General features: G+C 63.7%; 14 protein-coding genes and 1 tRNA gene. 5 read left to right on the top strand and 10 right to left on the bottom strand.

What is annotated here, in order from left to right; translation table 11 throughout:
* Window positions 1-17 precede the first annotated feature (17 nt).
* From phoU to phoR, 3 genes are all read left to right on the top strand, one after another.
* A complete protein-coding gene (gene phoU / locus OKW40_RS10715; RefSeq protein WP_027198295.1) occupies window positions 18-722 on the top strand; it encodes a phosphate signaling complex protein PhoU in 705 nt (234 codons plus the stop codon).
* A gap of 26 nt (window positions 723-748) precedes the next feature.
* Window positions 749-1,450 (top strand): phosphate regulon transcriptional regulator PhoB, encoded by a 702-nt coding sequence (gene phoB / locus OKW40_RS10710; RefSeq protein ID WP_085480866.1) that lies wholly within the window; start codon window positions 749-751, stop codon window positions 1,448-1,450.
* 85 nt (window positions 1,451-1,535) lie between these two features.
* Window positions 1,536-2,849 carry a phosphate regulon sensor histidine kinase PhoR gene (phoR, locus tag OKW40_RS10705; protein ID WP_429489662.1) on the top strand — a complete coding sequence of 438 codons (1,314 nt, stop codon included), beginning with the start codon at window positions 1,536-1,538 and terminating at the stop codon, window positions 2,847-2,849.
* Between the two features lie 117 nt (window positions 2,850-2,966).
* Here phoR and ppk1 read toward each other — a convergent pair whose 3' ends face one another.
* Entirely contained in the window at window positions 2,967-5,030 is a 2,064-nt protein-coding gene (gene ppk1 / locus OKW40_RS10700) for a polyphosphate kinase 1 (RefSeq protein ID WP_090801097.1), read from the bottom strand.
* A gap of 204 nt (window positions 5,031-5,234) precedes the next feature.
* Between ppk1 and ppx the strand changes: the two genes are divergently transcribed.
* On the top strand, window positions 5,235-6,887 hold the full coding sequence (gene ppx / locus OKW40_RS10695) for an exopolyphosphatase (RefSeq protein WP_184061446.1): 1,653 nt from the start codon (window positions 5,235-5,237) through the stop codon (window positions 6,885-6,887).
* A 93-nt stretch (window positions 6,888-6,980) separates the two neighbouring features.
* Here the strand turns inward: ppx and OKW40_RS10690 are convergent, their stop codons facing one another.
* The 5 genes from OKW40_RS10690 to OKW40_RS10670 all read right to left on the bottom strand — a co-directional run bounded on the left by OKW40_RS10690 (window position 6,981) and on the right by OKW40_RS10670 (window position 9,526).
* Window positions 6,981-7,793, bottom strand: coding sequence for a GNAT family N-acetyltransferase (locus tag OKW40_RS10690; RefSeq protein WP_184028352.1), 813 nt, complete (start codon window positions 7,791-7,793; stop codon window positions 6,981-6,983).
* Between the two features lie 155 nt (window positions 7,794-7,948).
* Window positions 7,949-8,407 (bottom strand): SixA phosphatase family protein, encoded by a 459-nt coding sequence (locus tag OKW40_RS10685; RefSeq protein WP_184061447.1) that lies wholly within the window; start codon window positions 8,405-8,407, stop codon window positions 7,949-7,951.
* A gap of 212 nt (window positions 8,408-8,619) precedes the next feature.
* Window positions 8,620-8,696 (bottom strand) — tRNA-Pro (locus tag OKW40_RS10680).
* Window positions 8,697-8,806: 110 nt separating this feature from the next.
* Window positions 8,807-8,965 carry a DUF3309 family protein gene (locus OKW40_RS10675; protein WP_090801093.1) on the bottom strand — a complete coding sequence of 53 codons (159 nt, stop codon included), beginning with the start codon at window positions 8,963-8,965 and terminating at the stop codon, window positions 8,807-8,809.
* 384 nt (window positions 8,966-9,349) lie between these two features.
* The gene (locus OKW40_RS10670; protein WP_018421224.1) at window positions 9,350-9,526 is read right to left on the bottom strand and encodes a hypothetical protein; all 177 of its coding nucleotides are present in this window, start codon (window positions 9,524-9,526) and stop codon (window positions 9,350-9,352) included.
* A 178-nt stretch (window positions 9,527-9,704) separates the two neighbouring features.
* Here OKW40_RS10670 and OKW40_RS10665 point away from each other — a divergent pair, with 178 nt between their 5' ends.
* Window positions 9,705-9,872: a hypothetical protein gene (locus tag OKW40_RS10665; RefSeq protein ID WP_167368601.1), complete on the top strand. Its 168-nt coding sequence runs from the start codon at window positions 9,705-9,707 to the stop codon at window positions 9,870-9,872.
* Between the two features lie 213 nt (window positions 9,873-10,085).
* On the opposite strand, the gene OKW40_RS10660 is transcribed toward OKW40_RS10665, so the two are convergent.
* The 4 genes from OKW40_RS10660 to OKW40_RS10645 all read right to left on the bottom strand — a co-directional run bounded on the left by OKW40_RS10660 (window position 10,086) and on the right by OKW40_RS10645 (window position 13,935).
* Window positions 10,086-11,468 carry an MATE family efflux transporter gene (locus OKW40_RS10660; protein WP_429491949.1) on the bottom strand — a complete coding sequence of 461 codons (1,383 nt, stop codon included), beginning with the start codon at window positions 11,466-11,468 and terminating at the stop codon, window positions 10,086-10,088.
* A 26-nt stretch (window positions 11,469-11,494) separates the two neighbouring features.
* Window positions 11,495-11,803: a DUF2288 domain-containing protein gene (locus tag OKW40_RS10655; protein WP_090801091.1), complete on the bottom strand. Its 309-nt coding sequence runs from the start codon at window positions 11,801-11,803 to the stop codon at window positions 11,495-11,497.
* Window positions 11,804-12,791: 988 nt separating this feature from the next.
* Window positions 12,792-13,118, bottom strand: a complete 327-nt coding sequence (locus OKW40_RS10650) for a hypothetical protein (RefSeq protein WP_018433468.1) — start codon at window positions 13,116-13,118, stop codon at window positions 12,792-12,794.
* A gap of 94 nt (window positions 13,119-13,212) precedes the next feature.
* Entirely contained in the window at window positions 13,213-13,935 is a 723-nt protein-coding gene (locus OKW40_RS10645) for a peptidoglycan DD-metalloendopeptidase family protein (protein ID WP_090801087.1), read from the bottom strand.
* Between the last annotated feature and the right edge of the window lie 83 nt (window positions 13,936-14,018).

The raw sequence follows: 14,018 nt of genomic DNA, 5'->3' as shown, positions 1-14,018 counted from the left end.
ATACAACGGAGTACGACATGTCCGATAAACATCTGTCCAGCCAGTTCGACGCCGACCTCAACCTCGTTTCGTCGAAGGTGCTCGAAATGGGCGGTCTCGTCGAATCGCAGATCGTCAACGCGATGCAGGCGCTCAACGAATTCGACCTCGACATCGCCGAGCAGGTGATCGTCGCCGAAGACCGTCTGAACAAGATGGAAGTCGAGATCGACGAAGAGTGCAGCAACATCATCGCGCGCCGTCAGCCGGCCGCGCGCGATCTGCGCTTGCTGATCGCGATCTCGAAGACCATCACGAACCTCGAGCGCGCCGGCGACGAAGCCGAAAAGATCGCGAAGCGCACCAAGCGTCTGATGGAAGACGGCGCATCGCGCACCATCAACATCGCCGAGATCAAGCTGTCGGGCGAAATGGCCGTGTCGATCCTGCGCCGTGCGCTGGACGCGTTCGCGCGTCTGGACACGGTCGCCGCCGCGCAGATCGTGCGCGACGACAAGGCGATCGACGAGGAATTCCGCGCGTTCGTGCGCAAGCTGATTTCGTATATGACCGAAGATCCGCGTTCGATCTCGGTGGGCCTCGACTTCCTGTTCATCGCGAAGGCAATCGAGCGGATCGGCGACCACGCGAAGAACATCGCGGAATTCATCATCTACATCGTCAAGGGTACCGACGTGCGGCACCAGTCGCGCGACGCGCTCGAACGCGAAGCGCTCAGCTAATCCAGAGATAAGGAACAGAGGTGCCGATGCCCAGCAGCATTCTCGTCATTGAAGATGAGCCCGCCATTTCCGAACTGATTTCGGTCAATCTTCAACACGCCGGGCACTGCCCGATTCGCGCGTACAACGCGGAGCAGGCGCAAAACCTGATCAGCGACGTACTGCCCGATCTCGTGCTGCTCGACTGGATGTTGCCGGGTAAATCGGGTATTTCGTTCGCGCGCGATCTGCGCAACAACGAGCGTACGAAGCATATCCCGATCATCATGCTGACCGCGCGAGGCGACGAGCAGGACAAGGTGCTCGGCCTCGAGATCGGCGCCGACGACTACGTGACGAAGCCGTTCTCGCCGAAGGAACTGATGGCGCGCATCAAGGCGGTGCTGCGCCGCCGCGCGCCGCAGCTGACCGAAGACGTGGTCGCAATCAATGGCCTGAAGCTCGATCCGGCCACGCACCGCGTCGCCGCGCATGCGGAAGGCAGCGAGATCAAGCTCGATCTCGGCCCGACCGAATTCCGTCTGCTGCACTTCTTCATGACTCACCCGGAGCGCGTGCACAGCCGCACGCAACTGCTCGATCAGGTGTGGGGCGATCACGTGTTCGTCGAAGAGCGGACCGTCGACGTGCATATCAAGCGTCTGCGCGCGGCACTCAAGCCGGCCGGGTGCGATGCTATGATTGAAACGGTACGCGGCAGCGGTTACCGGCTGGCGAAGAGCGCCTGATAGCCGTCGGCGGCGCGCTGCATCGCATGGCGCTGTGCCGCCGTACCTCCCTCCTGCGCTGTATTTTCTCTTCGATCGCTAGACCATGAACATCATCTGGGCGCGCTCCATCGTGTCGGTCGTGCTGCTTGCTGTTCTGTGCGCGGTGGTCGGCGCACTGCTGAACGTCAAGGCAGGGCTCGCTCTCGCCATCGTCCTGCTGCTCGCACAGAGTGTCTTCAGTACCTTCCACAAGCAGCGTCTGTGGCGTCTGCTCGACGCGCCGGTGTACGGCGAAGTGCCGAGCGCCCCCGGCATCTGGGGCGAAATCTATTACCGTCTGCACAAGCTCGCGAAGCGCTGGCATGCCCAGGTGCGACAGGTCGAGCAGCAGCATTCGCGTTTCATCCAGGCGATCCAGGCGTCGCCTAACGGTGTCGCGATGCTCGACGATCATGATCAGATCGAGTGGTGCAACGCGATTTCCGAAAGCCACTTTGGGCTCGATGCGAAGCGCGATCTGCGTCAGCACATCACGCATCTGGTGCGTCATCCGGATTTCGTGCGCTATCTGAATTCGCATCGGTACGAGGAAATGCTGATCATGCGCGGCATGGGCGACAAGCGCCAGAACGTGCTGTCGGTGCAGGTGTTTCCTTACGGCGACAATCGCAAGCTCGTGCTGTCGCAGGACATCACCGAGCTCGAGCGCACCGATGCGATGCGGCGTGACTTCGTCGCCAACGTGTCGCACGAATTGAAAACGCCGCTCACGGTGTTGTCCGGCTTTCTCGAGACGATGCGCGAGCTGCCGTTGGGCGAAGCCGAGCGCGCGCGTTATCTCGAGCTGATGGAGCAGCAGGCGTCGCGCATGCGTCATATCGTCAGCGATCTGCTCGTGCTCGCGAAGCTCGAAGGCGACAACAAGCCGCCGAGCGATCAGATGATCGACATGCGCGCGGTATTGCGGCATCTGCATGACGACGCGCAGAGCCTGTCCAGCGATCATCACAAGATCGTCTTCGATGCCGACGAAGCACTGACCGTCACCGGCGTCGAAACCGAGATTTTCAGCGCATTCGGCAATCTGGTGACGAACGCGATCCGCTACACGCCGGACGGCGGCTCGATCAAGGTCAACTGGCGTGCGCAGGGTGGCCATGCGGTGTTCTCGGTCACCGATAGCGGCTTCGGCATTCCGGCCGCCGATATCCCGCGGCTCACCGAGCGCTTCTATCGCGTCGATCGCAGCCGTTCGCGCGACACGGGCGGCACCGGGCTCGGTCTCGCGATCGTCAAGCACGTACTGCAACGGCACGATGCGCAACTCGACGTGAAGAGCGAAGAAGGGCGCGGCAGCACGTTCACGGTGCGCTTTCCGGTGTATCGGACGGCGCGCGTTCAAACCGCACAGGTTTGAACGCGGCAGTCGTACGACTGGTCGACGCATAAAAAAACCGCCTGAAAAAGGCGGTTTTTTTATGCGCGCGGATCGTCGGGTGCCCGCCATCGCGGCGAGCACCCGAAACGCGGGCGACTACGAACAGAACTTGCCGAGCAGACTCATCTGAGCATTGCGCGACGCCTTGCCCGGCCGGCGCCGGCGATAGTGACCGTCGCTCTGCATCAACCAGGCCGACTGGTTGTCGCCGAGAAACGCCGACAGCCCTTCCGCGATCACGCGCCGCTTCAGTCGCCGGTTGTTGACCGGGAATGCGACTTCGACGCGCCGGAACAGATTGCGATCCATCCAGTCGGCGCTCGACAGATAGACCTGTTCCTTGCCGCCGTCGTAGAAGTAGTAGATGCGATGGTGTTCGAGAAAGCGCCCGACGATCGAGCGCACCGTGATGTTCTCGGAGAGCCCTTGCACGCCCGGCTGCAGCGAGCACACGCCGCGCACGATCAGATCGATCTTCACGCCGGCCTGCGATGCTTCGTACAGCTCGGCGATCACCGTCGGCTCGAGCAGCGCGTTCATCTTCGCGACGATGCGCGCCTTCTTGCCCGCGCGCGCATGCTCGGCTTCCTTGCGGATCGCGTCGACGAGCTTCGGATGCAGCGTGAACGGCGACTGCCACAGCTCGTGCAGCTTCAGCTCGCCGCCGATGCCGGTGAGCTGCTGGAACACATGGTGCACGTCCTCGCAGATCTTCTGATCGGCGGTCATCAGACCGAAATCGGTATAGAGGCGCGCGGTGCGCGGGTGATAGTTGCCCGTGCCGAGGTGCACGTAGCGCTTCAGGCTCGCCTTGCCGCCCGCCGACACGCGTCGCACGATCAGCATCATCTTCGCGTGGCACTTGTGGCCGACTACGCCGTAGACCACGTGCGCGCCGACCGCTTCGAGCTGCGAGGCCCAGTTGATGTTGGTTTCCTCGTCGAAGCGCGCGAGCAGCTCGACGACCACCGTGACTTCCTTGCCGTTGCGCGCGGCCTGCATCAGCGCATCCATCAGCGGCGAGTCGGTGCCGGTCCGATAGATGGTCTGCTTGATCGCGACCACGTTCGGGTCCTTGGCCGCCTGCAACAGCAGCTCGAGCACCGGCTGGAAGCTCTCGTACGGATGATGCAGCAGCACGTCGCCCTGATCGATCACGTCGAACATGCTCGCGCTGTTGGCGATCTGCCTCGGCGTCGACGGAATGTGCGGCACGAACTTCAGATCGGGCCGGTCGACCATCTCGGGCAGCTGCATCAGCCGCACCAGATTGACGGGGCCGTTCACGTAGTAGCAGTCCTTGTTCGACAGACCGCTTTCGTCGAGCAGGCGCCGCACCACATGCGTGGGCGTTTCCGCCGACACTTCGAGCCGCACCGCATTGCCCAGATGCCGCGCCGGCAGTTCGCCCTGCAACGCGACGCGCAGATTGGTGATTTCGTCTTCGTCGACGAACAGCTCGCTGTTGCGCGTGATGCGAAACTGATTGCAACTGCGCACGAAGAGATTCGGAAACAGCTCGCCGACAAAGTGTTGGAGCAGCGAGCTCAGCAGCACGAAGCCATGCGGATAACCCGACAGCTCCTGCGGCATGCGCACGAGTCGCGGCAGCGCGCGCGGCGCCTGCACGATGCCCATCATCGCCTGACGGCCGAACGCGTCCTTGCCCTCGAGCTCGACGACGAAGTTCAGGCTCTTGTTCAGCACGCGCGGAAACGGATGCGCGGGGTCGAGACCGATCGGCGTGAGCACCGGCAGCAGTTCGTTGAAGAAGTAGTTGCGCGCCCATTCGGTCTGCGCGTCGCTCCAGGCTTCGTTGCCGTGGAAATAGATGCCTTCCTGTTCGAGCGCGGTGAGCACCGTGTCGTGCAGCATCGTGTACTGGCGATGCACGAGCTTCTGCGCACGTTCGACCACGAGGTCGTACATGTGAAGCAGCGACATGCCGTCGGGCGACAATGCGCCGGGGTTGTCGCCCATCTGTTCCTGAAGCCCGGCCATGCGGACTTCGAAGAATTCGTCGAGGTTGCTACTGGTGATGCAGATAAAGCGGAGACGTTCGAGCAAGGGGACGGCGGGATCGGCGGCTTGCGCCAACACACGCTCGTTGAAACCCAGAATGCCCAGCTCGCGATTCAATAGGGGATAGCGGACGGACATCGGCGGCGAGATTGGAATGTCTGAAATGGAGACGGAAAGACGCTCGGAAATTCTCACGGTTTGATGACGTCCTGATGACATCGGCGATGTTTTTAACATTTTATGCCGCAATCGTCGTCTGTCGTCAATATGACGCGCTACCTATGCGACGATACCGAACTCCCTGCGCCGCGAGGTGACACCGTGAAGGCTGCTACGCTTAGAATGGCGTCTTTGAACAGTGCGGCTGGCCGCGACGCGCACCATGCGCCGAAGGCGCCGGGCCGGCGCGTGGCGCTGCCGGAGTCCGCCGCCACGCCCTCGGCCGCAGCCGCGGCGCTCGCGCGCATGGAGTACGCTTACCCGATGGTCAATATTCCTCATCTCCTCGCCGCCGTCGATCTCGGTTCGAACAGCTTCCGGCTCATCGTGGGCCGGGTCGAGGAAACCGACGCGGGCAGCCAGATCTATCAGGTCGACGCCTTGCGCGAGCCGGTGCGGCTCGCGGCCGGACTATCGAGCGACAAGATGCTCGATCGCGCATCGCAGGTGCGTGGCTGGGATGCGCTGAAGCGCTTCGGCGAGCGGTTGCGCGATTTTCATCCGGACCACGTGCGCGCGGTCGCGACCAATACGCTGCGCATCGCGAAGAATGCGGGCGAATTTCTCGGCGAGGCGGAGGCCGCGCTCGGTTTTCCGATCGAAGTGATCGCCGGGCGCGAGGAAGCACGCCTGATTTATGCGGGCGCCGCGCACTCGGTGCCGGCGAGCGCGGGCAAGCGGCTCGTCGTCGATATCGGCGGTGGCTCGACGGAATTCATCATCGGCTCGCACTACACGCCGATCATGATGGAGAGCTTGTATATCGGCTGCGTGAGCCATAGCCGCGCGTTTTTCCCGGCCGGCAACGTCGACGAGTACACGATGCGCCAGGCCGAGCTCGCCGCGCGCCGCGAAATCCAGATCATTTCCGCCGAATACAAGAAGACCGGCTGGGAGCAGGCGATCGGCTCGTCGGGCACCGCGCGCGCGCTCGCCGAACTGGTCGAGGCGAACAATTTCAACGATGCGGGCGTCACCCACGGCATTTCGCGCGGCGGCCTCGAGCGGCTCAAGCGCGCGCTGATCAAGGCCGAAAACGTCAACCGGCTGAAACTGATTGCGCTGAAGAGCGACCGCGTGCCGGTGCTCGCGGGCGGGCTGTCGATCATGATCGCGGTGTTCGACGAACTGGGCGTCGACTATGTCGACACCACCGACGGCGCGCTGCGCCTCGGCGTCATGTACGACCTGCTCGGCCGTTCGCAGCACGAGGACATGCGTACGGTGACGGTCGAGGGCTTCATGCGCCGCTATGGCATCGATCGCCCGCAGGCGGGGCGCATCCGCGATCTGTCGACGAGCTTCTACGACCAGTTCGTCGAACCGGACGAGGAACGCCGCGCGGAAAACCGCATGTTCATCGGCTGGGCGGCGTCGCTACACGAAATCGGCCTGTCGATCTCGCATAGCGCGTATCACAAACACTCGGCTTATATCGCGAGCAATGCCGACATGCCGGGCTTTTCGCGTACCGACCAGGCGCGCCTCGCCGCGCTCGTGCTCGGCCACGCGGGCAAGCTCGGCAAGCTGTCGCAGACGCGCGACGTCGAATGGCCGCTGCTGTTCTGTCTGCGGCTCGCGGCGTTGCTGTGCCGTCGACGCGCGGACGTCGGCCTGCCGGGCATCACGGTTGCTCAGGCGAACGGCGGTTACGAGGTGCGTTTGCCGAACGAGTGGGTCGCCAACAATCCGTTGACGGATTACAGCCTGATCCAGGAGGCGGCGGAGTGGGAGAAAGTCGGGATTCCGTACCGTGTCGTTTATACGGACGATTGACGCGATGCGGATCGACGCACGCGTCGATTCGCGGCGTGTGCACGAACAAAAAAAGCCCTGCAAATGCAGGGCTTTTTCGTATCTCGGCGCAGCTTATCGCGGCAACGCATCGCCGAGGAAGTGCCGCGCATAGCGCGCGTTGATATCGGACAGACGGAACAGCGTCAGGAAATCCGCGGTATTGAAGTCGGGGTCCCACGCCGGTGCGCCGCAAATCTTCGCGCCGAGACGCAAGTAGCCCTTCACGAGCGGGGGCGGCGCGACGGCGGCACCCGTCTGCAGTTCGTCGACCGGCAGCGGCGTATGCGGGAACGCGCGATATTCGGGCGCGGTCAGCGCGTTGTCGCGCAGCGAGCAATACAGGTTCGCCGCATAGTGGCCGCCGTCGGCCATCGCGACGCTCGCGCAGCCGAGCATCGTCTCGTAGCCGTTGTGCTTCATGTACGCGGCGAGCCCAGCCCATAGCGACATGATCACCGAGCCGCTGCGATAGTCCGGATGCACGCACGAGCGGCCGACCTCGACCATCTTCGCGCGCAGATGCGTGAGACGCGACACGTCGAACTCGCTTTCCGCATATAGACGGCCGATGCGCGCGGCCTGATGCGGCGGCAGGGCGCGATACGTGCCGACTACTTTCAACGTGTCGAGATCGCGTACCAGCAAATGGTCGCAGTACGAATCGAAGGCATCGACGTCGAGGCCCGCGGGGCCGCTGAGGCGTGCGCCCATTTCGTCGGCGAAGACGCGATAGCGTAGACGCTGCGCTTCACGCAGCTCTTCGTCGGTACGCGCCCACGACACTTGCAGGCGATGCTGCGCGGTGACCGTTTCCTCGGCGCGCGGCAGACGGCGCGGTTCGAAAAGCGAGGCGAAGGGCAGGGTGGGCGTCGGCAGTTCTCGCATTGGCTGTCCTGGTCGAAAAGAGTGAGGATTTCTTTTTTCGCCAATGTAGTAACGCGCGGTGACGCTCGCATGGCAAAGCCGTGACGATTGGATGACTGCCCGTAAGCCCTCGCGTGGGTGCCTGTAATGTCGGAGGTGTCGCGCGACACGCGCGCTCAGATCAGATCGGGGCTGATGGCGGCGCGCAACACCGCCTCATCTTCGCCGTTGCGCTCCCGGCTCTCGATCCACCAGATGCCGGCTTTTTTCAGTGGCCAGCTCGCGCGGCTGTCGCCGAGCAGTTGCGCGGCGACGTGGCCGAGCGTCGGTTGATGGCCGACGATCACGACGGTTTGCGCGATGCCGCCGGGCCAGCCGGCCGCTTCCAGGACGTCGTTCGCGCTCGCGTTCGGCGCGAGTTCGCGCACGACGCGGTACTGGTCGCTCAACGTCTCGGCGGTCTGGATGGTGCGCACGGCGGGGCTCGCGAGTATGACCGCGTCGTTGGGCAAACGGGCGCGCAGCCATTTCGCGGCGTTCTGCGCCTGCTTGCGGCCGCGCGTGGTGAGCGCGCGGGAGAGATCGCTCGCGGCGACATCTTCTGCTTCGGCGTGACGCCAGAGGATCAGGTCCATGGGAGTCTCCTTTTTGAGCGGCTTGGGATGGCGTTGCGGCGGGCTTGCGCGTCTTCGCAGCGAGGTACCTGCCTCAAGCACTGTCGCATGCGCAGGTGATGATTTGCAAGGCGAGTGCCTGACGGGTCGGCTGTCGGCGTCCACCTGAACGCGAGCCAAAAAAGCAAAAACCCGCGAAGCCGGAGGCTTCGCGGGTTTCGAGCTGCTTTTCGTGGTCGGAGCGATAGGATTCGAACCTACGACCCTCTGATCCCAAATCAGATGCGCTACCAGGCTGCGCTACGCTCCGACGAATCCGAGAGTATAGGGGGTGCGGGCAGGAGCGTCAATCCCTTGGCGGCCCTAACCGCATGGGCAACGACGTTCACCGTAGCGGGCTCGCGCCGGCCTCGCGGTGGGCTATATACGCCCCATCAACAGCAGAACGATCACGATGATCAGCACGACGCCGACGAGTCCAGTCGGCCGATAGCCCCAGCCGCTGCTATACGGCCAGCTTGGCAACGCGCCGATCAGCAGCAGGATGAGCACGATTAGCAGGATGGTTCCGACGGTCATGGCGTTCTCCTTTTTGAGGGGGCCGCGAAATCGCTGGCCGCATCTTCACGCTGGTTTGGCGCGCGCGCCGCGACAACAGACGCGCGTGTCGCGCGTCTGTTGCTGGATCGGAACCAGCAAGGCATGTGCCCATCACCCGTTAAGCTCGATGCAGTGAGGCCTTGGACGAAAGCGCAGAAGGAGAGAGCGACGCAGGAAGCGTCGTCGTTCGATGTAGGTATGCCCAAAGAACCGGAAAGGCGTTGCGCACGTCCAGCGGACCTCGATGCGCGCAGGCGCCGCAACGCCGGTCAACGCGTCATCGAGCGGACGCGCGACTGAGGTACCGTGACATGCCGGTGCCGCGGCCAGAGGCCATTCGGTCAGAGTTGAAGATCACCCGCATCAATGCCTTGGACGCCTCCAATGCGGCATATGTAGATGCTGATGCGTCCAGTGATGCAGCATGCCCTCGCCATCGTGTTCACGCCGGTAGGCCCGCGATTCGAAGATCGACAACGCCACCAGCACGATCAGGCCTATTGCGAGCCCGATCAGGCCCGCGATCGATTCACCGTCCATGGCAGTCTCCCGGTAGGTTCAGCCATGAACCCATAGTAGCGCAGGTCCGGTGAAATCTCACGAACTGGAACGGGCGACGCACGAGGTGTGTGATGGCGTCGCCGAACGCGCTTTGCGGTTAGACTCTCGGCGCGATGGCGGACCTCCGCCATCGCTTTGTCCCGGAGACGATTGCAAAATGACCCGCGTTCTGACTCTTGCCTTGCTGTTGTGCGCCGGCGTCGCCGGCTGTGCGGACAATCCGTCCGCGCATCGCGGCAGCCCACCACATGATCCCGCCGACTACCACGGCGTGCCCACCGACGATCGGCCGCCCGCGATGGTGCCCGCGCCCGTCGCGCAGTGAGCGCTCGTTGAAGTGAAAACGAGCGGGAAAGGGCGGGGAAAGCGAAGCACCGGCGCGGGCACGCCGGCACTTCTGACCCGTGCCGACTGTTCGCGCGGAGAGCACGGGCTGAGAGCATTCCAGGACGCGCTCGTTATGCGATATGTATGCGCTTGTTTCAAGCCGTAACGGTCTGTCGTCCGCCGAATAGCCAACGGTGCCCAGCGCACCGCGCTAGGCAGCCGCGATCCCCCGCGACACGCCCGGCAGGTAACGCGCGAGCGTTGCGCCACGCGTGGCCATGAAGATCAGCAGCGCGATCCACAGTCCGTGATTGCCGTGCCACGCGAGCAATGCCGACGACGCCGCCACGAACACCGCAAGCGACACCACCATCGACATCATCAGCTCGCGCGTTCGCGTCGCGCCGATGAACACGCCGTCGAGCAGGAAGCCCCACACCGAAATGACCGGCGACAGCGCCGCCCACGGCAGATAGGTTTCGGCCGCGGCACGCACGGCGGCCTGATCGGTCAGCCGCTCGATGATCCACGCGCCCGCGCCCCAGTACACGCACGAGAAGCCGATCGCGCCGAGCGCCGACCACAGCGCGGTGACCTTGACCGCCTGCGCGAACGAGTGACGATCGCGCGCGCCGATCGCCGCGCCGACCAGCGCCTCGGCCGCGTGCGCGAAACCGTCGAGCCCGTACGCCATGAAGGTCTGGAAATTGAGTAGCAATGCGTTCGCGGCGAGCGTCGCGTCGCCTTGCCGCGCGCCGAGATGCGCGAACCAGCCGAACGACGACAGCAGGCACAGCGTGCGCACGAAGATGTCGCGATTAAGCACGACGAGCCGCTTCAGCGCGGCGGCGTCGAACAAGGCGGCGCGATTCAGCGCGGGCAGGCCGCGCGGCCTGCCGTGCCATAGCAGGGCGAGCCCGAGCACGAAGCCGAGCGCGTCGGCGGTCGCGGTAGCCGCGCCGATGCCGGCCACGCCCCAATGAAACGCGTACACGTACAGCAGCACCGCAGCGATGTTCACGCTGTTGATGAAGACCTGCGACAGCAATGCGAGCCGCACCTGCTGCGTGCCGAGCAGCCAGCCGAGTATCACGTAGTTGCCGAGCGCGAGCGGCGCGGCCCAGATGCGCGCGTGGCAATAAACCTGCGCGTGCCGCTGCACGGCGTCGCTGCCGCCGATCGCCCCCAGCGCATAGTCGATCAGCGGTTGCTGCACGAGCAGCACCAGTGCGCCGATCGCGGCCGCCATCAGCAGTGCGCGCACGACGGTGTTGCGCAACTCGTCGCTGCGGCCCGCGCCGTGCGCCTGCGCGACGAGGCCGGTCGTGCCCATGCGCAGGAAGCCGAAGCCCCAGAACACGAAGTTGAAGAAGAGCCCGCCGAGCGCGACGCCGCCGAGGTAAGAGGCACTGTCCAGATGACCAGCGACGGCCGTGTCGACCGCGCCGAGGATCGGTTGCGTCAGATTCGCGAGGACGATCGGCAACGCGAGCGCGAGCACCCGGCGATGCCAGCGCACCGGCAGCGTCGGCGCGCTGGCTGGGTGTGCGGCGGTTTCGGATCGCGCGGCGGGGGGCATACCGGCATCGGGCATACCGGCATCGGGCGTCCTCGCGTCGTTCAAGAGCGCTCCTGCACGCACACCCAAGGAGAGACGACGACGGCCCACAGCTCGGGGTCGCGCGCGGCGAAATCGGCGGCCGTCTCCGACTGAACGCGCACGACGAGGCCGGAGGACAACCATTGGGCGACCCGGGTGGTGTCGTCGTTGGCGATTGCCTCGGCGACGCTCACGAGATCGAGGTCGCGCGCGACGTGCAGCAGTATGCCGCGCGCAAAAAAACGTTCGAGTTCGCTCCAGCCGATCTTGGCGGTTTCGCCGAGCAGCTTCGCATAAAGGGGGCTTTGGGAGGCGTCGTTGGAAGTCATCGTGGACAGGGTCGGACGGGGCCGTCACTATAAACTATTGGCAAGGACCGGCGGGCCGCGTGGCGGCCTTGCGCAACGTGCCGGGCGGTTTTTTATGCAGCGCTGACTGAATCGGATTCTGAACCTGGATGCCGGCGGATTCAACGACGGCGGCACACGAGGCGTGCCGCCCGTCAGCACCGGCTATTAATCGTCCGAATATTCAAAACTGAAACGAGTTTGAATGCGGTTTCAATATTGTCGGCGGAATTGTCAATGTTAAATATTTCACTATTCGCGAATTTATTGCGAAGCAGTATCGACGCTTATTCGGAAGAGTTGCCGCGACTAATCGATGCGTTACGTGCGTTTGCGCACCAAGTTAATATTCGCAAGCCAAAGCGGCGTTATTGCCGAATGAGTTAGTGTTATTCGGCCAGACGTCTTTCCTCTGCTGGTTTGGCGGGACTTTCCGCCGATAGCTCAGGAACATTAGCCGGTGCGATACTCCGACATTCCGGGTTTGAATGATTTGGCGTGTGGAGTATCCCAGCTGCGGCGCATTAAGCCGGTCTGATTCCGACATTTCCGATTCACGGATTGCGGAATCCGTACGCCGTGTAACATTGGCCGCAAAATTAATACATTGCGCTTGGAAATGCGGATTGTTAGATTTCGTTCTGGCGCATGGTGAACCGGTCCTTTGCCGATATGCGCCGAACCCCCGTTAGCCCGGCCTCGTGCCGGGCTTTTTTTTAATGGATTTACGCGGATGTTTAACCTGCCGCAGCGATCTTCACCGCGAATTCACATGTGCGGCCGATGATGGCGGATTATTTTTTTCGGCGCGAGACTCATGACCGGGGTGATCATTTTTGTCGGCGTGTGGCTAATCGCGCTCGCGTTGCTGGTGCGCTTCGCCGCGCGCATCGATCCGCGCTCCGGGCGCTGGCGACGCCGCTAAGCGGTGACGCTCGGCGGCCACGCGTGCCGCTCGGCGCGCTGCCTTTTACTGCTTGCAGCGGATGACCATCGAACGGTTTTTCACATTCGCGCCGAAAATCCCACCGATCGTGCCGCCCGACGTCGCGCCGTTGTCGACGTCTTTCGAAACCACGTCGTACCCGTAGTTGCCGCAGGTTTCGCCCGCGCGCTTGTAGCACTCGGCCCAGCTCGTGCTGGCGTCGCTGCCGCTGCAGTTGATCGCGAAGCCGGTGTCGCCGCTCGGCAGATAGGTCATCGTGGTCGTGGTCGAGCAGCCGCCGAGGCCGCCGAGCGTCAGGAGGCCAAGACTGATCGTCGCCGCCGTCGCGACGCGCGCCAATGGGCTTTTCATTTCAGATTCCTTGCAAATAACGGAAGGGCGTGGCGCGCAGCCACGCCGCTTCGAATTGAGCGTTTATAGCACGGCGGGTTCCCGCGCCCGCCGCCTAGCGCGGTGGCAGTTGTTTCGACGGATCGATCGAACGGCCCTGGTAGCGCAGTTCGAAATGCAGCATCACGCGATCGGTATCGGTGTCGCCCATTTCGGCGATTTTCTGGCCGCGCTTGACCGATTCGCCTTCCTTCACCAACAGCGCGCGGTTATGCGCGTAAGCGGTCAGATAGTCGGCGTTGTGCTTGAGGATCAGCAGATTGCCGTAGCCGCGCAGACCGTTGCCCGCATAGACGACGGTGCCAGGCGCCGCCGCGACGATGGGCGTGCCGGCCGCCGCGGCAATATCGATACCCTTCGAGTTGCCGCCGTCGAAACGGCGGAACACCGTGCCGTCGGCCGGCCATACCAGCGAGATCGGTGCGGGCGCGGTCGCCGGCGCAGTGTCCGCGGGCGCAGGACGCGGCGCGACCGCCGCGCTCGCGCTGCCACTGCTGCTACCGCCACCGCCGCTGCGGATCGCGCCGCTCGTCGACGCCGCGCCGCCTGGCGGCGCGACGCGCAGCACCTGGCCGACCTCGATGCTGTCGGGATTGGTCAGGTTGTTCCAGCGTGCGATGTTCTGCACCGATTGCCGGTTGCCGCGCGCGATTTTCGACAGCGTGTCGCCCCGTTCGACCCGGTAGTAGCCCGGCCCCACCGGCGCCGACCCGCACGCGGCGAGCAGCGCGAGCAATGCCGCGCAGCCGAGTCGTTTGATTCTTGTCGTTTCCAGCATTGGACCTCGCAAAGCACTGCCGCGCGCTGATCCCGATCACGCGGCACAGACTGACAAAGCGTTCGATTCTAACGGTTTTGTGT

It is taken from the genome of Paraburkholderia sp. RAU6.4a, assembly GCF_050435625.1.
GTDB classification, from domain to species: Bacteria; Pseudomonadota; Gammaproteobacteria; order Burkholderiales; family Burkholderiaceae; genus Paraburkholderia; species Paraburkholderia tuberum.
Note: the sequence above shows the minus strand (reverse complement) of the source record. Positions and strands in the feature narration are given on the sequence as shown.

Bases quoted from the DNA above. Each gene is read 5' to 3' on its own strand.
- phoU (WP_027198295.1), top strand. From the start codon at position 18: ATGTCCGATAAACATCTGTCCAGCCAGTTCGACGCCGACCTCAACCTC.
- phoB (WP_085480866.1), top strand. From the start codon at position 749: ATGCCCAGCAGCATTCTCGTCATTGAAGATGAGCCCGCCATTTCCGAA.
- phoR (WP_429489662.1), top strand. From the start codon at position 1,536: ATGAACATCATCTGGGCGCGCTCCATCGTGTCGGTCGTGCTGCTTGCT.
- ppk1 (WP_090801097.1), bottom strand. From the start codon at position 5,030: ATGTCCGTCCGCTATCCCCTATTGAATCGCGAGCTGGGCATTCTGGGT.
- ppx (WP_184061446.1), top strand. From the start codon at position 5,235: ATGGCGTCTTTGAACAGTGCGGCTGGCCGCGACGCGCACCATGCGCCG.
- OKW40_RS10690 (WP_184028352.1), bottom strand. From the start codon at position 7,793: ATGCGAGAACTGCCGACGCCCACCCTGCCCTTCGCCTCGCTTTTCGAA.
- OKW40_RS10685 (WP_184061447.1), bottom strand. From the start codon at position 8,407: ATGGACCTGATCCTCTGGCGTCACGCCGAAGCAGAAGATGTCGCCGCG.
- OKW40_RS10675 (WP_090801093.1), bottom strand. From the start codon at position 8,965: ATGACCGTCGGAACCATCCTGCTAATCGTGCTCATCCTGCTGCTGATC.
- OKW40_RS10670 (WP_018421224.1), bottom strand. From the start codon at position 9,526: ATGGACGGTGAATCGATCGCGGGCCTGATCGGGCTCGCAATAGGCCTG.
- OKW40_RS10665 (WP_167368601.1), top strand. From the start codon at position 9,705: ATGACCCGCGTTCTGACTCTTGCCTTGCTGTTGTGCGCCGGCGTCGCC.
- OKW40_RS10660 (WP_429491949.1), bottom strand. From the start codon at position 11,468: ATGCCCGATGCCGGTATGCCCCCCGCCGCGCGATCCGAAACCGCCGCA.
- OKW40_RS10655 (WP_090801091.1), bottom strand. From the start codon at position 11,803: ATGACTTCCAACGACGCCTCCCAAAGCCCCCTTTATGCGAAGCTGCTC.
- OKW40_RS10650 (WP_018433468.1), bottom strand. From the start codon at position 13,118: ATGAAAAGCCCATTGGCGCGCGTCGCGACGGCGGCGACGATCAGTCTT.
- OKW40_RS10645 (WP_090801087.1), bottom strand. From the start codon at position 13,935: ATGCTGGAAACGACAAGAATCAAACGACTCGGCTGCGCGGCATTGCTC.